An 18,178-nucleotide genomic window follows, 5' to 3' on the forward strand; every position below is an offset into this window, starting at 1 on the left:
ATCACCCCCGGAATCGCAGAGGGAGAAACACATGTTGCAACGCAATCGCCTTGCCTTGTCCGCTGCTGTCGCGCTTTCCGCGGCCGCCACCATGTTCGGTGGTGCAGTCCAGGCGCAGGACTATCCGACCAAGCCGATCACACTGATCGTGCCATGGCCCGCCGGTGGCTCCACCGACATCTCGATGCGCGCGATCGCGGACGCGGCGTCGAAACATCTCGGCCAGCCGATCGCGGTCGACAACAAGGGCGGCGGTGGCGGCACGGTCGGTCCCGCGACCATGGCAGCCGCGGCCAAGCCGGATGGCTACACCATCTCGCAGATTCCCATCACCGTGTTCCGTCTGCCGCTGATGCAGGAAGTCTCGTGGAATCCGGACAAGGATTTCTCCTACATCATCCATCTCACCGGCTACACCTTCGGCATTACGACGAATGCGGAGTCGCAGTTCAAGACCTGGAAGGACGTGGTCGATTTCGCCAAGGCCAATCCGGGCAAGGTGACCTATGCGACGCCGGGCACCGGCACCTCGCTGCATGTGGGCATGGAGCAGATCGCGGCGATGGCCGGCATCAAGCTCACGCAGGTGCCGTTCAAGGGCGGTGCTGAAACCAACGCTGCCGTGCTCGGCAATCACACCATGCTGCAGGCGGATTCCACCGGCTGGCGGCCACTGGTCGATGCAGGCAAGCTGCGCCTCCTAATGGTGTGGACCGACAAGCGGTCGCCGAATTTCCCGGATGCGCCAACGCTGAAGGAGAGCGGCTATCCGATGGTCTATGACTCGCCGTTCGGCATCGCCGGCCCGAAGGGCATGGATCCGAAGATCGTCGCCAAGCTGCACGACGCCTTCAAGAAGGCCATCGAGGATCCCGCTGTCATCGCGACGCTGGCGAAATACGACATGGTGCCGAACTACAAGAACACCGAGGACTACAAGAAATTCGTTGTCGAGGTCACCAATTCCGAGCGCAAGGTGATCGAGGGAATCGGGTTGGGCAAGAAGTAGCCTCACACACAGGTGTCGTCCCCGCGAAGGCGGGGACCCATAACCTCTGACGTTTGTAGTCGAAGCAAGTCCTCTCCTTACTGCCGCAACATATCGATGGTGTGTATGGGTCCCCGCCTTCGCGGGGACGACATCGGAGCTAATCGGGGCGCTGCAGATACGAGGCACCTACCAAAGGCACTCCATGTCCTCCTCCACCCGCCCGCCATTCCGGCTCAACAATTCAGAACTCTGGACCGGCGTGATCGGCATTGCGCTTGGCGTGTTCGTCATTCGCTCCGGCCTCAAGCTGAAGCTCGGCACCATCAACGATCCCGGCTCCGGCTTCATGCTGTTCTATATTGGCCTGCTGATGTGCGCTTTCGCGCTCACCATCGTTCTCGCTTCGGTAACCGAAGGGGGACCGACCTTTGGCTCGCGGTGGGAAGGTGCAAGCTGGGGCAAGCCGGGCGCGATCATCGTCATCCTCTCGGCTTATGCTTTCGCGCTCGAACCGCTGGGTTTCCTGATCTCGACCATCCCGCTGATGCTGGTGTTGTTGCGCGTCATCGATCCCGTGCGCTGGACGCTGGCGATCCCGCTCGCGGTGCTGGCGCCTGTTGGTGTGTGGTGGGTGCTGAAACGCGGCCTGCTGATCCAGTTGCCTTCGGGCATGTTTGAAATCGGCTGACGGGAAACACGGATCATGGATGTTCTCGTCAATGTCATGCACGGCTTCGGTGTCGCGCTGCAGCCCGTCAATATTCTCTACTGCTTCATCGGCGTGTTCATCGGGACGCTGGTCGGCGTGCTGCCGGGCATCGGGCCGATCTCGGCGATGTCGTTGCTGCTGCCGGTGACGCTGTCCGGCACGCCGGAATCCGGCATCATCATGATGGCCGGCATCTATTACGGCTCGATGTATGGCGGCTCGACCACGTCGATTCTGGTCAACATTCCCGGTGAGGCCGCCTCCGTCGTCACCTGTATCGACGGCCACCAGATGGCGAAGCAGGGCCGTGCCGGTCCGGCGCTCGGCATTTCCGCGCTCGGCTCCTTCATCGCCGGCACTTTTGCGCTGGCGATGCTGATGCTGGTGGCGCCGTCACTCGCCTCGGTCGCCATTGCGTTCGGTCCCGCCGAATATGCCAGCCTGATGGTGCTCGGCCTCGTGGTGCTGACCTTCCTGACACAAGGCTCGATGGCCAAGGCGCTGCTAATGGCCTGTATCGGCATCGTGCTTGGCCTCATCGGCCTCGACAGCATCACCGCGCAGCCGCGGCTGACTTTCGGCCGGATCGAACTGATCGACGGCATCGGTCTGGTGCCCGTGGTGATGGGTCTGTTCGGGCTCGGCGAGGTGCTGCTCAACACCGAGCAGGTGATCAAGCGCGACATCATCAATGCCAAGATCACGCAGCTCCTGCCCAACAAGGAAGACTGGAAGGCCAGCGCCGGCCCGATCGGGCGCGGCACGATTTTAGGCTTCTTCCTCGGCATCCTGCCGGGCGGCGGTGCCGTGGTCGCGTCCTTCGCGTCCTATGCGCTGGAGAAGCGGCTGTCGAAACATCCGGAACGTTTTGGTCATGGCGCCATCGAAGGCGTTGCCGGACCTGAAGCGGCGAACAACGCGGCGGCGGGCGGTGCCTTCATTCCGCTGATGACCCTCGGCATTCCGCCGAACGTGGTGATGGCGTTGCTGCTCGGCGCCTTCGTCATTCACGGGTTGCAGCCCGGCCCGCTGCTGATCACGCAGAACCCCGGACTGTTCTGGGGCATCGTTGCCAGCATGTATATCGGCAACCTCATGCTGCTGGTGCTGAACCTGCCGCTGATCGGCATGTGGGTGAAGCTGCTGAAGTTGCCTTATAATGTACTGTTCCCGCTGATCATCCTGTTCACGATCATCGGCGTCTATTGCAGCAGCAACAATGTGTTCGACGTCTATGTCATGATCGGCTTCGGCGTGATCGGCTACTTCATGCGCAAGTTCGGTTACGAGCCCGCGCCGCTGGTGCTGGCCTTCGTGCTGGGTCCGCTGCTGGAGAACAATCTGCGGAAGTCATTGATCCTGTCGCAGGGCAATCTCATGACCTTCATCGAGCGGCCGATCTCGGCAGCCTGTCTGCTGCTGGCAGTGGTGCTGCTGATCGCCCCGCTGTTGCCTGCACTGCGCAAGAAGCGCGAGATGGTCGCGCTCGACGAGGGCGCGTAGCCGGGGAGCGTTCGCATGGACACCGAATTGGCCAGGACATTCCTTGCGGTTGTGAGCGCCGGCAATTTCGTAACTGCGGCGGACAAACTCCATGTCACGCAGTCCACGGTCAGCGCGCGGATCCAGGCGCTCGAGCAGTTGCTGCGCGTGACGCTGTTCGTCCGCAACAAGGCCGGTGCGACGCTGACGCCCGCCGGCCGCCAGTTTCAGAAACACGCGTCCACGCTGGTACGTACGGTGGAACATGCGCGGCAGGATGTCGGCATTGCGAAAGGCTTCAGTGGTACGCTGACCGTCGGCGGTCGCATTGGGCTGTGGGAGGAGCATCTGCTGCACTGGCTGCCGCTGATGCGCGCGAAACATCCGGATATCGCGATCCGCGCCGAGAGCGCTCTCGAAGCCGAATTGATGCAGGGCCTCGTCGAAGGCAGGATCGATATCGGCGTGATGTATACGCCGCAGAGCCGGCCCGGTCTCAAGGTCGAGCAATTGTTCGATGAACAGCTCATTCTGGTCTCGACCAGTACGCACAGCGCGCCGGAGCCGCAGCCGGGTTACGTCTATATCGACTGGGGCCCGGAATTCTATGCGCGCCACATGGCGCTGTTTCCGGATTTCGCGGGACCATCGCTTACGGCCAATATCGGCTGGCTCGGGCTGCAGCATGTGCTGGAGAATGGCGGCTCCGGATATTTCCCGCGCCGCATCGTTGCACCCCAGCTGAAGGCTGGGCGGCTGCATGCCGTCGCCGATGCGCCGGAATTCTCGATGCCAGCCTATGTCGTCTATCCCGGCGATCGCGACGATGCGATCATCGCCGAAGCGGTCGCACTCATGCATCGCCTCGCGCATGACGCGGCCAACAAAAAGCCCGCGCCTGCAGGGCAGGCGAGGGCGCCGAAACGTCCGGCAAGGCGGACGTGATGCGGGGGGCAGGCGCGGCTAGGTGCCGGACGGATATCCCGATGTCGCAACGATGGCCGCGATCTGATCGGCGCTGTGCCGGGAACGCTTGGTAACTGTCAGGCGTGCGATGATCGCCGCAGCAAAGGCGAACAGCGCGAGAGCGACCGATACGTCGGGGTGGATGATCGTTTTCATGGTCGGCTCCTGCATGATCGAGGGGCGGCATAGCTCCTCGGGTCCTTCAACCCTAGAACTGCCATGAATTTTGACAAACGAATATTATTGACGCTTGCAATCGACATTATCGATTTTAAATAGACCCGAGCCGATTGATGTCGCAATCGCGCGGAACGCGGATCGTATCGGCAGCCTGTTGCGGCCTGTATGGCAACGGCATCGTCACACGATGAGGGCCACGCCTGAGAACAGCAGCAGGACGAGAATGGTGCGTCGGAATGTGGCGTCCTGCACGTTGCGGAATGCAAAGATTCCGAGGCAGACGCCCGCGGCCAGGGCGGGAAGGCTGTAAGCGAATTCGCTGACGATGTTCGGCGACAATTGCTGCCGGGACAACATCAGGACGAGCGAGAAGATCTGCATCACGGCGATGAACGGCTGCACGAGGCCGCGCTGTTGCGCTTTCGGCACGCCGTTCAGGTCGCACCAGATGGTTGGCAGGGCTCCGGGCATCGCCGTCAGTCCGCCGACGAGGCCGCCGCCGAAACCGATCATGACATTTCGATTTCGGGTCATCCGGTTCAGATGCGTGAGTGACGGCCGGAGCAGCATATATGCGGCATAGATCGCGATCAGTGCGCCAAAGCCTTCCTTGAGAATGCGCGCATCGGCGGTCTGTAGCAGCCAGATCGCAAGCGGTGCACCGAGAACACCGCCAATGACAAGCGTCAGGCTTTCCTTCCAGGCAATGCCGTCGCGCAGCGCCCAAAGATTCGTTGCCTGAACGGCGACGCTGCAGGCCATCATCAATGGAACGGCCTCGATCGGTGGCAGGACATGCAGCAGGAGAGCGCCCGCAACGGCCGAGAATGCAAAGCCGGCCAGTCCGGAAACAAACGCGCCGAGGAACACGGCGGCGCTGAGAATGATGAATGTGGATGAGGTCATTGCTGGCCCAGCCCCTTGCCTAACGCGCCATCCGGATATGGCAATGGTGATGCGACGACGGCCGGACCCGCGATGAACGGAAGGGTCCTGCGCGGCAGGAGCGTCTTGCGCAGGAGGCGGTGAGTCCAATCGCCATCGCTACGTTCGATGGCATAACCAAGCGAGCAAGCGAGCTTGCGGATGCGATCGTTGGTGCCGAAGATCGTGCCGTACAGTTCCTGCGCGCCTCGCTGGGCCGCCAGTGCCTCCACCGTCGCTAGCAATGCACGACCGATGCCGCATCCCTGCACGGCGTCGTCTACCGACAGGGCGACTTCCGCGGCGGCGGTCGCGGCGCATACGGTCTCACCGACGATGTGATGCGACTTCTCCGATTGCGTCGTGGCGATCACGCAGAAGAAGGCGCTGCCGGTACCGCCGATGGTGCGATCGATGTGGCTGATGGATTGATCGGCCACATTTCCGAGGAAACGATTGTAGCCCGAGGGCTTCGACAGCGTTCTGAAGTAAGATTGCAACTTCGCTGCGTCGCTCGGACGTGCCAGTCGCAGGTTGATCGCGTGATTGGTCATGTTGCTCCGGAACGAATGCGATTGCGGTGATGGCGTTGAGCGACCTGTTTAGGTCGCGCCGCTATCGCGATGCGTCAGCCGATCGAAGGAGATCGCTGCAAGAATGATATGACCACGCGCGCGCAGCCGTCAGCGTTGCACGTGATTCAAACTGCGTGTGGGAAACGGGATATCGGGATGTGCGATGAGACAGAGCGGGCGATCGACGTGATCGCAAGCGTGCGCGTTGCATTGGGAAGAGGCGGCCGCGCCGAACGCATGCGATGGGATGCAATTGATTCAATGCGAGGACGAACAACGCGCGCTCGACAAATATCAGCCGCAGATTCGTCCGATTAAAGATTCACGCTCCGGCGAAATGAGTGGGGGCTGCATCATGGCGTTTGTCGGACCTGAATTTCCCATCAATTCCACCACCGCCAATGACCAGGCGGGCGCAACCCAAACGCTGTTGTCCGACGGACGTATTCTTGTCACATGGACGGCGACGGACGCCAGCGGTCATCAGCCGCATACAATTCAGGGCCACTATTTGTCGGCGGACGGTACGCCTCAAGGTCCCGATTTTCAGATCACGATCGATCGGAGCGGAGATCCGGGAGCGCCTTCCGTCACCGCGCTTTCCGACGGCCGCGCCTTTGTCGCATGGCAGTCCTATATCGCCGCCGACAATGTCACCGAAGTTCGCGGCACCCTCATCGATGCGGAGGGGCATCCCGTTGCAGATATGGTGGTCAATTCATCAACTGCGATTTCGCCGCAAATGCCTTCCGTCACGACGCTTGCCGATGGCCAGATCTTGCTGACCTACGTGTCCGCAGACGGCGGGGATCCGAAATATCTTGGCGATATCCGCGGGAGGATCCTCCACGACGACGGCACCGTTGCTGTTGACGACTTCACCGTGAATACGACCACCTGGGGTACGCAATATGATCCGAAAGTGACGGCGCTGCCCGATGGGCGGGCGTTCGTCACATGGAGGTCGTACGATCCCGACGAGGGGCGCTACAACGTCTCCGGCCAGTTCGTGAACCCCGATGGCAGCGCGAGCGGGCCGGATTTTCGCATCCTGCCGGGAGCCCAGTTCAATCAGAGCGACGCGTCCGCCGCGGTTCTCGCGGATGGACGCATTCTCGTGGCCTGGACCGCGCAGGAACCGGATGGTGACAGCAACATTCATGCGCGTCTGCTGAATCCGGACGGATCCGTGGTTGTCTCCGATAATATCGTCAATGCGAATTTTGACGGCGGTCAGGATTCCCCGTCGATCGCCGCGCTACCGGATGGCCGCGCGGTCATCATCTGGCACGCCACCGATCCCGTCACCGGCGCCAGTGATCTCTATGGTCGCCTGCTGATTCCGGGCGCTTTCCCGATCGGCAACGATTTCCTCGTTAATTCGGCAGGTGGCCTGGCGGAAACCGGACCGCATCTCCTGACATTGTCAGATGGACGTATTCTCGCGACCTGGACCTCGTTCGAGCAGGGACCGGCTGCAGACGACATCCACGGCCGCATCATGTCGTTCAACACGATCACGAATGGTACGCCCGGCGATGACGTGCTGCCCGGCACCGCCGATAACGATATCATTCACGGCGGCGATGGTCGCGACACAATACATGGTGCGGCGGGAAACGACGTCCTGCATGGCGACGGCGGCAACGACTTTCTCTACGGCGATGCCGGAAATGATTTTCTGTTCGGCGGCGATGGCGACGACCGTATGTGGGGCGGTGACGGCAATGACATTTTCGTCGGCGACAAGGGCGACGATGCTTTTGCCGGTGCGTCCGGTATCGATACCGTGCGCTACGAGACATCGTCGTCTGGTGTTCACATCGATCTGACGCTTGGCACGGGCAGTGGAGGCGATGCCGCCGGTGACAGTTTCAGTTCGATCGAGACGGTGATCGGCGGCCGATTTGACGACATGCTGATCGGCGACGGTGCCGCCAACACGTTGTCAGGCGGCAGCGGCAAGGATGTTCTGGACGGTCGCGACGGCAATGACGTGCTGGATGGTGGCGAAGGCAACGATGCGCTGACCGGCGGCGCCGGCAATGACATTCTGCATGGCAGTGCCGGTAACGATCAGCTTTGGGGCAATGCCGGTGACGATATCCTCGCCGGCGGCGCAGGTGCCGATATGCTTGCCGGCGGCGCCGGCAACGATACGGCCGACTACAGCACGTCCATCGCCCAGGTGAATATCAATCTCGCGACAGGTGTCATTCAATGGGGAGATGCTGAGGGCGACAAACTCAGTTCGATCGAAAACCTGATCGGAAGCGGGACCATGGACCTGCTGACGGGTGACGCAGGCGACAATCGCATTTCCGGTGGCGGCGGGAACGATCTGATCGATGGCGGCGGCGGAAACGATAGTCTTGATGGCGGCAGCGGCAACGATACGCTCACAGGCGGGCTCGGCGCCGACATCTTGACCGGCGGAGCCGGCGCGGACAGTTTTGTATTCAAAGCTACGCAGGACAGTCTGCCCGGAGCTGCCGATCAGATCACCGACTTTTCGTCGAACGCGGCAGACACGGCCGACTGGATCGATCTGTCGGCAATCGATGCCAACAGCAAGGCCGCCGGTGATCAAGCGTTCGCCTTCGTCGGAAGCGCCGCTTTCACACATATTGCCGGCGAATTGCGCTTCGCCGATCATCTTCTTCAAGGCGATGTCGATGGCGATGGTGCGGCCGACTTCGCGGTTCAGGTGAACAGCGCTGTCTTGAAGGCAGGTGACTTCGTCTTGTGATTTACGCGATGTGAGTGTTGTCGCGCGGCCACCGGCGTCGCGGGCCGCTTTCGCGTTACGCTGCGGTCGACGTCCGCGACGTGACGCCCGGCATCAGCTGAAACGGTTGCTCGATCACGATGCTCGGGCAACCCAGCGACGCCGCGACCTGGCTGGTCGAGGCGACCACCGCATGGTCGATCTGCGAGCCGGGAATCTGGGCCACGATCAGCTGCGCGATACAGAGTTGTTTGGTGCCGCGCAGGTCGAGGTCGACCCGGTAGGCAAACAGCGCATGGACGATATCGCGCCGGTCGCGGATCACGATCAGCCCGTTGTCGCCGCCATCGGCATCGGTTCGCCGGCGCACGAAATCCAGCCATGCATCCAGCGTAACGCTGGCATCGTGCAGATAGACGAGCGGATAGGCCGCGCGAGCGTCCGCCCAAGCCATTGGTTGCGCCTGATATTCCTCATTCATCGCCGGATTCCCGCATGGCCTGCGAAATTGGCGGGGATGGGCTGGCTCGGCATTGATATGGGTCAAAGCGTCCACGATTGATCCATGTCAAATGGTGTAGAGTGATTTTCAAGACCTGCCACATATGACTAAACCGAAGATGGACAGTGCCATGACCTTCGCGGAACCAGCGGCCGAGACCTGTGCCGGAGAGCGCGACTGCAAGCACGGCCGCAGCACCAACGGCTGCGACGATTGCAAGGTGCGCCTGTTCAGCGTCTGCGGCGCATTGGAACCGGCGGAACTCGACGAGCTCGATCGCCTCAGCCAGGTCAAGAATTTCCCGGCCAAGGCCATGCTATTCGATCAGGGCGCGCTGGCCGGTAGCGTGTTCAACGTCACCGAAGGCATCGTCCGGCTCTACAAGTCGCTACCCGATGGCCGTCGCCAGATCGTTGGCTTCGCGCTGCCGGGCGACTTCCTCGGCCTTGCGCTGATGGACCGCTATGGCGTCGCCGCCGAAGCCGTAACGTCGGTGCGAGTCTGCCGTTTCTCCCGCGCCCAGTTTCTCAGCTATGTGGACGGCAAGCCGCATCTGCTGCGCCGCCTGCATGAATTTGCCGGCCACGAACTCAGCCTCGCGCAGGACCAGATGCTGCTGCTCGGCCGCCGCACCGCCGACGAGAAGGTCGCCGCCTTCCTGCTGAACCTGCAGGCGCGCTATGGCCGCATCGGCGCGATGTCGGTCAACGTGCCGCTGCCCATGAGCCGCCAGGACATCGCCGACTATCTCGGCCTGACCATCGAAACCGTCAGCCGCACTTTGACCAAGCTCGCCAAGGAAAAGACCGTGCTGGTGGTGCCCGATGGCGTGCGCCTGCTGTCCACCGACCGGCTGGATCAGCTCGCCGCGGCGTAATGCGGCGCTGCATTTTGATGCAGCTCAAGGAGAGCGTGTCCTGCCGCGCTCACACTCTTCTCCGTCACTCAAGGAGAAGAGATATGCCTTTCGACAGTATGCTGGTCGCCGCCACCGTGGTCACGATGTTCGTCTGCTTCGCCCTGCCGCTGGCCTGGGTCTCGCGCCGAACCTTCGGGCAGTCCTGAGCCCTTCGGCAGCCTGCCGATGCCCCTCATAACCGGCTGATTTGTCCTCCAAAACATGCCATGAGTCCTGACCCCCGCGACGGTTGCGCCGCGTCTGGGCTCTTGGTGCGCGAAGGAGAACAAATGGCTGCTCATGTGAGTCCGCTGGCCGGCAAAACCATCGATCCGTCCCTGCTGGTCAACGTGCCTCGGCTGGTGACGGCCTATTTCGCCGGCAAGCCGGATCCGTCCATCCCCGCCCAGCGCGTCGCGTTCGGCACCTCCGGCCATCGCGGTTCCGCGCTCCATAATTCCTTCAACGAGAACCACATCCTCGCCGTCAGCCAGGCGATCTGCGATTACCGCAAGGGTGCCGGCATCGACGGCCCGCTCTTCATCGGCATCGACACCCATGCACTGGCTGAACCAGCACTGGTCAGCGCGCTGGAAGTCTTCGCCGCCAATGGCGTGCATGTGCGGATCGACCAGGACGACGGTTATACGCCGACGCCAGTGATCTCCCACGCCATCCTCACCTACAACAAGGGCCGCAGCACCGGCCTTGCCGATGGCGTCGTGGTTACGCCGTCGCACAACCCGCCGGAAGATGGCGGCTTCAAGTATAATCCGCCGAATGGCGGCCCGGCCGATACCGACATCACGGGGATCATGGAGAAAGCCGCCAATGGCTTCCTCGAAAACGACATGGCCGGCGTCCGGCGCGTCCCGATCGCGCGCGCCCGCAAATCCGAATTCGTCAAACCCTACGACTACATCACGCCCTATGTGACCGACCTCGCCGATGTCGTCGACATGGAGGCGATCCGCGCATCAGGCGTCAAGATCGGTATCGATCCGCTCGGCGGCGCCGGCGTACATTACTGGCAGCCGATCATCGAGCGCTACAAGCTCGATGCGACCATCGTGAATACCGCGATCGATCCGACCTTTCGCTTCATGACGCTGGACTGGGACGGCAAGATCCGCATGGACTGTTCGTCGCCCTATGCGATGGCCAAGCTCATCGGCATGCGCGACCGGTTCGACGTCGCTTTCGCCAACGACACCGATGCCGACCGCCACGGCATCGTCACCCGCACCGGCGGCTTGATGAATCCGAACCATTATCTGGCGGCGTCCATCGACTATCTGTTCGCGCATCGCCCGAACTGGCGCAAAGATGCGGCGGTCGGCAAGACCATCGTCTCCAGCGCCATCATCGACCGCGTGGTGAACAAGCTCGGCCGCAAACTGGTCGAGACGCCAGTCGGGTTTAAATGGTTCGTGAATGGCCTCGTCGATGGCTCGTTCGGCTTCGGCGGCGAGGAAAGCGCCGGCGCCTCGTTCCTGCGCAAGGACGGCACGGTGTGGACCACCGACAAGGATGGCTTGATCCTCGGTCTGCTCGCCGCCGAGATCACCGCGGTGACGAAGGAAAATCCGAGCCAGCGTTTCGAGAAGCTGACCGCCGAATTCGGCACGCCCTATTACGAGCGCATCGACGCCGCGGCCACGCCCGAGCAGAAGAACGTGCTGAAGAAGGTCACGCCGGAGCAGATCGGCATGACCGAACTCGCCGGCGATGCCGTGACCAAGACCGAGAGCAAGGCGGCCGGCAACGATCAGTCCTTCGGCGGCATCAAGGTCTCGACCGCCAATGGCTGGTTCGCCGCGCGGCCATCCGGCACGGAGGACGTCTACAAGATCTATGCCGAGAGTTTCCGCAGCGAGGATCATCTCAAGCAGATTCAAAGCGACGCGCAGGCGGCGATCGGCAAAGTGTTTGCCAAGTAATTCCACACGCAATCACAAACTCGTCGTTCCGGGGCGCGCGCTTCTTCGCGCGCGAACCCGGAACCTCGTGGTGTTTGGCGCGATCAGAGATTCACAGAATGAGGTTCCGGGTTCGCTCGCAAGAGCGAGCGCCCCGGAACGACGAGTATGTTTCTCAATGCCCGCTCGTTCGCCACCGTAGCAGTCGCTGCTCGACCATCGACATCGCCAGCGCGGTCACATAGCCGATCACGCCGAGCAGGATCACGCCGGCGAACAGATCCGGCGAACGAAACGCGCGCGCCGAGAGCAGCACCCAGTGGCCGAGGCCGTCGAGGCCGGCGAGGATTTCGCAGACCACCGCCAGGATCAGCGACACGGTCAGGCTGAGCCGCATGCCGGAGATGATGTCGGGGCTGGCAGATGGCAGAGCTATCTTGAAGATCACCGCGAGGCGCGACATATGCAGCGAGCGCGCGACCTCATAGAGACGCGGCTCTACTGCGCCGAAGCCGTGGACGGTCGCAAGCAGCATCGGCCAGATCGCGCCGAAAGCGATGACGAACAGTGCCATGCCCTGGGTCAGCCCGAACAGAGCGATGGCGACGGGAATGATCGCCGATACGGGCAGTGGCCGCAGGAATTCCAGCGACGGGCCGACATAGCTGCGCATCGCCTTGGACGAGCCGATCATGGCGCCGAGTGCGATACCGACGACGGATGCGACCAGCCAGCCATAGAACATGTGTTCGAGGGTGCCGATTGTCTTGTCCAGCAGGGTGCCATTGCTGAAGCCGCGCATCAGCGCGGCCCATGCGCGATCGGGGCCGGGCAGGAACACCGGCGAGACCAGTTTCAGATTGGCGATCAACTGCCACAGCGCAATCAGGCCTGCAGCCACGGCGAAGCTGGCAAGGCGCCAGAGGGTGAGCGTCCAGTTCATCGGATCTCTCCCGCCAGTGCTGCGGGGCCAAACAGATGCCGCTGCGCTGCCAGCAATCCGGCGTTCAGCGCATAGCCGATCAGGCCGATCCACAGCAGATAAGCGAGCATCAGGTCCGGGCGCAATGCTTGTTGCGCAATCATGATGCCGGCGCCGAGTCCGATGGGATTGATCGCGATTTCCACGGTCACCGCGACGATCAGCGCGATGCCGGCCGCCAGGCGAAAGGCGAGAAAGATGCGCGGCAGTGCCGCGGGAATGATGATCTTGCGGACGCGGTCGCTTGGCGATAGCCGCAGCGCGCGGGAGACTTCTATCAGCCGCGGCTCGATGCTGCGCACCGCGGCGCGGCTGAGAATCAGGATCGGCCACACACAGGCAAAGGCGACGATCACAATTTCCATGCGATAGCCGAAGCCGAGCGCGATCAGGGCGATCGGTAGCAGCGCGATGGAGGGGATCGGCCGCAGGGATTCGATGGTGACTTCCATCAGCCGATCCAGCGGCTGGAAGATACCGAGTGCAATTCCGAGGAACAGGCCGATGGCGCCGCCGACCACGAGGCCGGCAAAGGCCGAAGCCAATGTGTCGCGTGTGGCTGCCAGGATCGAGCCGTCGCCGAACGCCTGAAACAGCGCCAGCACCACGGCGCTGGGCGGTGCCAATGCATCGCTGTGGATATCGACAGAGCGCGCCCAGATTTCCAGCGCGATGAGCAGGCTCATCGGAAGGATCGCCGCTTTCAGGAGCTCGGACCTCATGCTTCCGATGCCTTGATGAAGTCGAACAATTCGCGGCGCAGCCGCAGGAATTCCGGGTTCTCGCGCGTGGTCAACTGATCGCGGGGGCGCGGCAGGTTGATCTTGAGATCAATGCCGATGCGGCCGGGATGCGGCAGCAGGCCGACGACGCGGTCGCCCAGATAAATGGCTTCTTCGAGATCGTGAGTAACGAAAATCACCGTGGCCTTGCTCGCATCGAGCAGTGACAGGACCTCGTCCTGCAGACCCTGGCGCGTCATCGCATCGAGCGCGCCGAACGGCTCGTCCATCAGCAGCGCTTTCGGTTCCTGTGCCAGACATCGTGCGATCTGCAGCCGCTGCTGCATGCCGCCGGACATCTCGGCAGGATATTTCGCGGCGTGATTGGGCAGCCCGACTTTCTTCAGCAACTCGTCGATGCGGGCCGGGCGCTGGGCCTTGGGCATGCCGATGGTTTCGAGCGCCAGCGCGACATTGCCGGCGGCGGTGCGCCACGGCAGCAGCGCCTTGCCATAATCCTGGAACACGATGGCGACGTCGCGCCGCGGCGCGCGCATCGGCTCGCCGTCGAAGCTGACATGTCCGGATGTCGGTTGGTATAGGCCGGCGGCGAGGCGGAGCGCCGTCGTCTTGCCGCAGCCGGAGGCGCCGATGATGCAGAGGAACTCGCCGGGCTTCACGTCGAGGCTGACGTTTTCGATAATCGTCTTGCCGCCGAGATCCAGCGTGACATGGGAAAACGCGATCTGCGATTTTCCGAGCTCGGCCGATGGGATGTCCTTGCGGAGGGCAATGGATGTCATCGCGCTCAATCTCCCTGTCCGGGCGGATAGACGAAAGCGAGCGTCGAGTGCAGATGCGACGTCAGCATGGCCTGCGCAGGACCGGTTTCGCGCGCCAGCACGCGATCGGCCAGAAGCTGATGGGCTGCGACGAAGCGGCTGCCGCTGTCGAAGCCGCGCATCATCACCCTGCGGTAGCGATAGGCCTGATCGTAAAGTTCCGAATGCGCCGAGAGCAGGCGCTTCGAATTGCAGGCCGCCAGCAATGCGGTGTGAAATCCCTTATGGAGCTTGTCGAAATCCGGCGCGCCTTCGCGGAATTCATCGCCGGTCCGGTCGATATGCCTGCGCATCTGGTGAAGCGCGCCGAGGATGCCAGCCTCCCAGGCATCGTCGCCATGTTCGATGGCCAGCCGGAGCGCCTCCATCTCTACCACGCTGCGCATCCGTGTGATGTCGGCCAGATCTTCTCGGCTGATGTCGGCAACGCGAAAACCGCGCTGGCCGATACCGATAATCAAGCCGCGTGAGATCAGGCGCGACAGTCCTTCGCGCATCGGCGTGGCGCCGATCTCGTAACGCTGCACGAGATCGACGATGCCAAGCCGCGTGCCTGGCGCGAGATTGCCGGCAATGATGTCATGCTGGAGCAATGTCGCTGCACGCTCGCTCAGCGTATCCGAGCCGGATACATCGATTGGACTGCTAAGGGGCTGGCCCGCCATTCAGTTTGACCTATTTCAGAATCAGTTTGTTGAGATCGAGTTTGGTCTCCAGCATTTTCTGCGAGGACATGACGTCGATCCACCATGCCAGTTGCTCGGGCTTCAGCACCGGCTCCGACTTGTTCGGCGGCGATGCCTTCACCAGTTCGATGGTCTGTTTGGTGAATTTGGCAATTGCGGCCGAGGTCTTGTCTTTGTCGCTGTTCACGATCGCCGCACCTTCGGCGATGGCAGCGCGAAATTTCCTGACGGTGTCGGGATTCTTCTCGGCCCATTCGCGCGAGGCCGCATAGAAGATGATCGGCTCCGTGCGCTCGAGCTCCGACGCGTAGCGCGCGCCGATGCTGCCGCTGCCGGCCGCCAGCATGCGCGATACCGTGGGCTCGGCGGTGAGCACGGTATCGACACCGCCGGACTTGATGATGTCGGGCATGGTCGGGAAGGTCACCTCGACGAAATTGACCTTCCTGGGATCGACGCCCTTGTCGACCAGCCATTTGACGAACAGCACGTGAAGAAACGCACCGAGGCCCGGCGCGCCGACCTTCTTGCCGATGAAATCCTTCGGCTCCTTGATCGTGATGCCGTTACGCACGAAGGCGGTGATATTGGCGTTCGATGTCGGGCTCATCACCGTTGCACCGGCGACCGCGACGAGATCGAGGCCGCCGTCGGCAGCCTGCAGGAAGACGGTGGAGGTCGGGCCGCCGATCTGGATCGAGCCGGACAGAATGGCCGCCGGGATATTGGAGTTGATGCCGATGGGGATCATCTCGGCATCGAGCCCGTGCTTCTTGAAGATGCCTTCATCGACCGCGACCATCGCCGAGGCGCAGTCCGTTGTTGCAGTGCAACCGATCTGGAGCTTGGTCTGGGCATGCGCGGTGCCCACAGCGAGCGTGGCCAATAGGGCTGTCACCATCCACCTGGTCATCGTCGTCTCCCTCACCCGAGCATTTTTCGATCGTGAAGCAATCTTTGCGATCGCCTCTTGTTTATCGATATTTTTTTTGATCATATATTTTATCGAAGAACAAGCAAGTGGAGACGCCAGTGAAGCTCGCGACATTTCGTGCCGGCGGCCAGCAGGATGGCCAAGCCAGGGTCGGTATCGTTCATGCCAATGACGGCAGGCTGTTCGATCTCGCCAGCGCCGCGGCCCGCGGCGGCGGCAATCCGGTCTTCGACTCGATGCTGGCGTTGATCGATGCAGGTGAAGGCGCGCTCGATGCGGCGCGAGCCTTGTTTGAGAAGCACGGCAGCGACGCGTCGCTCTCGGTCGCCGTCGCGGGCACGGACATTCTTGCACCATTGCCCGAGCCGCGGCAGATGCGCGACGGCATGTCGTTTCCGCTGCATATCCGGCAGTCGCCGCGTGGCCAGTTGAAACTGGCCGCCCGTGCGAAGGGTGACATGGAAGAACTGGCACGGCTCGAAGCCGAGCCACTCGGCGAATTGCCCGAAGTGTATCGCCGCCAGCCGATCTACTACATCACCAACCGCTTCAGCGTACGCGGTACGAATACGACGGTGAAGTGGCCGCGCTACAGCAAGGTTATGGACTACGAACTCGAATTCGGCATCGTCACCAAGAACAAGGGCGCGAATATTTCTGCGGCTAGGGCGAAGGATCACATCTTCGGCTACACCATCTTCAATGATTTCTCGGCACGCGATGCGCAGCGGCTCGAGATGGAAGGCCGCCTGGGCCCCGCCAAGGGCAAGAGCTTCGATGGTGGCAATGTGCTGGGCCCGTGGATCGTGACGCCCGACGAGATCGGCGATCCCTACAGACTGAAGATGGAATGCCGCGTCAACGGCAAGGTGCGCTCGTCATCGACCAGCGAGGGCATGCTGTTCTCCTTTGAGGAGATCATCGCCCATGTGACGCAGGACGAGACGCTGATGCCCGGCGAATTCATCGGCTCCGGCACCGTCGGCAACGGCTGCGGCCTCGAACTCGGCTGGTATCTCGAACACAATGACGAGATCGAGCTCGAGGTCGAGAAGATCGGCGTGTTGAAGAACAAAGTGGTGCGGCAGGATATGTAACGCACCTGCCTCTCCACGTCATTGCGAGGAGCGAAGCGACGCGGCAATCCAGAAGCAACAAGCGCAGACTGGATTGCTTCGTCGCAAGGGCTCCTCGCAATGACGACCGATAGGATCAAACAAAAAACGAAAATCGAGGAAATCCCATGCCCCGTCGCCTCATCGACATTTCCGTTCCCCTGCAGAATGACGTCCCCGCCGATCCGCCGGGTAATCATCCTACTATCAATTATGTCGATCACCAGCAGGGCCTGCCGCGGATGCTGCAGTTCTTCGACGGGCTGAAGGCCGAGGATCTGCCGGACGGGCAGGGCTGGGCGGTGGAGCTGGTGCAGCTCTCGACCCATAACGGCACGCATCTCGATGCGCCCTATCATTTCCATCCCACCATGAATCGCGGTGAACGCTCATGGACCATCGACGAAGTGCCGCTGGACTGGTGTTTCCAGCCCGGCGTGAAGCTCGACTTCCGGCATTTCCCCGATGGCTATGTCGCGACGGCGAAGGATGTCGAGGACGAGCTGAAGCGCATCGGCCATACGTTGAGCCCGCTGGAGATCGTCGTCGTCAATACGTCTGCCGGCGTCAAATACGGCCAGCAGGACTATGTCATCTCCGGCTGCGGCATGGGCTATGAGGCCACCATGTATCTGCTGGAGCGGGGCGTGCGCCTCACTGGCATCGACGGCTGGAGCTGGGACGCGCCCTTCGTTTACACCGCGAAGAAATATGCCGAGACGAAAGATGCGAGCCTGATCTGGGAAGGCCACAAGGCCGGCCGTCATATCGGCTATTGCCACATCGAGAAGCTGCACAATCTCGAACAACTGCCGTCCACCGGCTTCATGGTGTCGTGCTTCCCGGTGAAAATCGAGAAGGCATCGGCGGGTTGGACGCGGGCGGTGGCGATTATTGATTGACGCGAACTGCCCGGGCCCTTGCTCGGAGATGTACTGACAGACTCCGTTCTCTCACAACGTCATGGCCGGGCTTGTCCCGGCCATCCACGTCTTGGCAGCGTGTGCAAAAGACGTGGATGCC

Annotated in this window: 18 protein-coding genes; 9 read left to right on the forward strand and 9 right to left on the reverse strand. The window is 62.0% G+C overall.

The genetic code is table 11. The features are described from left to right. The first annotated feature begins 91 nt into the window (after positions 1-91). From AB7951_RS02930 to AB7951_RS02945, 4 genes are all read left to right on the forward strand, one after another. Complete coding sequence (locus tag AB7951_RS02930) at positions 92-1,009, forward strand: tripartite tricarboxylate transporter substrate binding protein (RefSeq protein ID WP_439060544.1); 918 nt, start codon at positions 92-94, stop codon at positions 1,007-1,009. 184 nt (positions 1,010-1,193) lie between these two features. Further along, a complete protein-coding gene (locus AB7951_RS02935; RefSeq protein WP_120287099.1) occupies positions 1,194-1,679 on the forward strand; it encodes a tripartite tricarboxylate transporter TctB family protein in 486 nt (161 codons plus the stop codon). 15 nt (positions 1,680-1,694) lie between these two features. Continuing rightward, on the forward strand, positions 1,695-3,203 hold the full coding sequence (locus AB7951_RS02940) for a tripartite tricarboxylate transporter permease (protein WP_120287098.1): 1,509 nt from the start codon (positions 1,695-1,697) through the stop codon (positions 3,201-3,203). 15 nt (positions 3,204-3,218) lie between these two features. After that, complete coding sequence (locus AB7951_RS02945; protein WP_120287097.1) at positions 3,219-4,127, forward strand: LysR family transcriptional regulator; 909 nt, start codon at positions 3,219-3,221, stop codon at positions 4,125-4,127. Between the two features lie 18 nt (positions 4,128-4,145). Here the strand turns inward: AB7951_RS02945 and AB7951_RS02950 are convergent, their stop codons facing one another. The 3 genes from AB7951_RS02950 to AB7951_RS02960 form a co-directional block, all read right to left on the reverse strand. Continuing rightward, positions 4,146-4,304 (reverse strand): hypothetical protein, encoded by a 159-nt coding sequence (locus tag AB7951_RS02950; protein WP_158596719.1) that lies wholly within the window; start codon positions 4,302-4,304, stop codon positions 4,146-4,148. Between the two features lie 204 nt (positions 4,305-4,508). After that, on the reverse strand, positions 4,509-5,234 hold the full coding sequence (locus AB7951_RS02955; protein WP_120287096.1) for a sulfite exporter TauE/SafE family protein: 726 nt from the start codon (positions 5,232-5,234) through the stop codon (positions 4,509-4,511). Further along, positions 5,231-5,806 (reverse strand): GNAT family N-acetyltransferase, encoded by a 576-nt coding sequence (locus AB7951_RS02960; protein WP_120287095.1) that lies wholly within the window; start codon positions 5,804-5,806, stop codon positions 5,231-5,233. The genes AB7951_RS02955 and AB7951_RS02960 overlap by 4 nt, the downstream gene beginning before the upstream one ends. Positions 5,807-6,182: 376 nt before the next feature. On the opposite strand from AB7951_RS02960, the gene AB7951_RS02965 reads away from it, so the two are divergent. Continuing rightward, on the forward strand, positions 6,183-8,576 hold the full coding sequence (locus AB7951_RS02965; protein ID WP_158596718.1) for a M10 family metallopeptidase C-terminal domain-containing protein: 2,394 nt from the start codon (positions 6,183-6,185) through the stop codon (positions 8,574-8,576). Positions 8,577-8,631: 55 nt separating this feature from the next. On the opposite strand, the gene AB7951_RS02970 is transcribed toward AB7951_RS02965, so the two are convergent. Then, positions 8,632-9,009 carry a hypothetical protein gene (locus AB7951_RS02970; RefSeq protein WP_139285780.1) on the reverse strand — a complete coding sequence of 126 codons (378 nt, stop codon included), beginning with the start codon at positions 9,007-9,009 and terminating at the stop codon, positions 8,632-8,634. A 178-nt stretch (positions 9,010-9,187) separates the two neighbouring features. On the opposite strand from AB7951_RS02970, the gene AB7951_RS02975 reads away from it, so the two are divergent. Then, positions 9,188-9,934 (forward strand): Crp/Fnr family transcriptional regulator, encoded by a 747-nt coding sequence (locus AB7951_RS02975; RefSeq protein ID WP_120288001.1) that lies wholly within the window; start codon positions 9,188-9,190, stop codon positions 9,932-9,934. A gap of 311 nt (positions 9,935-10,245) precedes the next feature. After that, positions 10,246-11,895, forward strand: a complete 1,650-nt coding sequence (gene pgm / locus AB7951_RS02980) for a phosphoglucomutase (alpha-D-glucose-1,6-bisphosphate-dependent) (protein ID WP_120287093.1) — start codon at positions 10,246-10,248, stop codon at positions 11,893-11,895. 154 nt (positions 11,896-12,049) lie between these two features. Here the strand turns inward: pgm and AB7951_RS02985 are convergent, their stop codons facing one another. Genes AB7951_RS02985 through AB7951_RS03005 form a run of 5 tightly spaced genes read right to left on the reverse strand, consistent with a single transcriptional unit; the run spans position 12,050 to position 16,019 of the window. After that, positions 12,050-12,817: an ABC transporter permease gene (locus AB7951_RS02985; RefSeq protein ID WP_120287092.1), complete on the reverse strand. Its 768-nt coding sequence runs from the start codon at positions 12,815-12,817 to the stop codon at positions 12,050-12,052. Continuing rightward, the gene (locus tag AB7951_RS02990) at positions 12,814-13,578 is read right to left on the reverse strand and encodes an ABC transporter permease (protein ID WP_120287091.1); all 765 of its coding nucleotides are present in this window, start codon (positions 13,576-13,578) and stop codon (positions 12,814-12,816) included. Before AB7951_RS02990 ends, AB7951_RS02985 begins: the two co-directional genes overlap by 4 nt. Continuing rightward, positions 13,575-14,381: an ABC transporter ATP-binding protein gene (locus tag AB7951_RS02995; RefSeq protein WP_120287090.1), complete on the reverse strand. Its 807-nt coding sequence runs from the start codon at positions 14,379-14,381 to the stop codon at positions 13,575-13,577. The genes AB7951_RS02990 and AB7951_RS02995 overlap by 4 nt, the downstream gene beginning before the upstream one ends. A 5-nt stretch (positions 14,382-14,386) precedes the next feature. Further along, positions 14,387-15,085, reverse strand: a complete 699-nt coding sequence (locus AB7951_RS03000; protein WP_120287089.1) for a GntR family transcriptional regulator — start codon at positions 15,083-15,085, stop codon at positions 14,387-14,389. A 10-nt stretch (positions 15,086-15,095) separates the two neighbouring features. Further along, positions 15,096-16,019, reverse strand: a complete 924-nt coding sequence (locus tag AB7951_RS03005) for an ABC transporter substrate-binding protein (RefSeq protein ID WP_120287088.1) — start codon at positions 16,017-16,019, stop codon at positions 15,096-15,098. Between the two features lie 119 nt (positions 16,020-16,138). On the opposite strand from AB7951_RS03005, the gene AB7951_RS03010 reads away from it, so the two are divergent. Together AB7951_RS03010 and AB7951_RS03015 are read left to right on the forward strand one after the other, a co-directional pair. After that, complete coding sequence (locus tag AB7951_RS03010) at positions 16,139-17,137, forward strand: fumarylacetoacetate hydrolase family protein (protein WP_120288000.1); 999 nt, start codon at positions 16,139-16,141, stop codon at positions 17,135-17,137. 146 nt (positions 17,138-17,283) lie between these two features. Next, complete coding sequence (locus AB7951_RS03015; protein ID WP_120287087.1) at positions 17,284-18,057, forward strand: cyclase family protein; 774 nt, start codon at positions 17,284-17,286, stop codon at positions 18,055-18,057. Positions 18,058-18,178 lie beyond the last annotated feature (121 nt).

Source organism: Tardiphaga sp. 285_C5_N1_2, assembly GCF_052076065.1.
In the GTDB taxonomy this organism is placed as follows: Bacteria; Pseudomonadota; Alphaproteobacteria; order Rhizobiales; family Xanthobacteraceae; genus Tardiphaga; species Tardiphaga robiniae.

Coding starts and splice junctions, on each gene's coding strand:
- AB7951_RS02940 (WP_120287098.1), top strand. CDS start 1,695: ATGGATGTTCTCGTCAATGTCATGCACGGCTTCGGTGTCGCGCTGCAG.
- AB7951_RS02985 (WP_120287092.1), bottom strand. CDS start 12,817: ATGAACTGGACGCTCACCCTCTGGCGCCTTGCCAGCTTCGCCGTGGCT.
- AB7951_RS02950 (WP_158596719.1), bottom strand. CDS start 4,304: ATGAAAACGATCATCCACCCCGACGTATCGGTCGCTCTCGCGCTGTTC.
- pgm (WP_120287093.1), top strand. CDS start 10,246: ATGGCTGCTCATGTGAGTCCGCTGGCCGGCAAAACCATCGATCCGTCC.
- AB7951_RS02955 (WP_120287096.1), bottom strand. CDS start 5,234: ATGACCTCATCCACATTCATCATTCTCAGCGCCGCCGTGTTCCTCGGC.
- AB7951_RS02930 (WP_439060544.1), top strand. CDS start 92: ATGTTCGGTGGTGCAGTCCAGGCGCAGGACTATCCGACCAAGCCGATC.
- AB7951_RS02975 (WP_120288001.1), top strand. CDS start 9,188: ATGACCTTCGCGGAACCAGCGGCCGAGACCTGTGCCGGAGAGCGCGAC.
- AB7951_RS02995 (WP_120287090.1), bottom strand. CDS start 14,381: ATGACATCCATTGCCCTCCGCAAGGACATCCCATCGGCCGAGCTCGGA.
- AB7951_RS03000 (WP_120287089.1), bottom strand. CDS start 15,085: ATGGCGGGCCAGCCCCTTAGCAGTCCAATCGATGTATCCGGCTCGGAT.
- AB7951_RS02970 (WP_139285780.1), bottom strand. CDS start 9,009: ATGGCTTGGGCGGACGCTCGCGCGGCCTATCCGCTCGTCTATCTGCAC.
- AB7951_RS02965 (WP_158596718.1), top strand. CDS start 6,183: ATGGCGTTTGTCGGACCTGAATTTCCCATCAATTCCACCACCGCCAAT.
- AB7951_RS03015 (WP_120287087.1), top strand. CDS start 17,284: ATGCCCCGTCGCCTCATCGACATTTCCGTTCCCCTGCAGAATGACGTC.
- AB7951_RS03005 (WP_120287088.1), bottom strand. CDS start 16,019: ATGACCAGGTGGATGGTGACAGCCCTATTGGCCACGCTCGCTGTGGGC.
- AB7951_RS02945 (WP_120287097.1), top strand. CDS start 3,219: ATGGACACCGAATTGGCCAGGACATTCCTTGCGGTTGTGAGCGCCGGC.
- AB7951_RS02990 (WP_120287091.1), bottom strand. CDS start 13,578: ATGAGGTCCGAGCTCCTGAAAGCGGCGATCCTTCCGATGAGCCTGCTC.
- AB7951_RS02960 (WP_120287095.1), bottom strand. CDS start 5,806: ATGACCAATCACGCGATCAACCTGCGACTGGCACGTCCGAGCGACGCA.
- AB7951_RS02935 (WP_120287099.1), top strand. CDS start 1,194: ATGTCCTCCTCCACCCGCCCGCCATTCCGGCTCAACAATTCAGAACTC.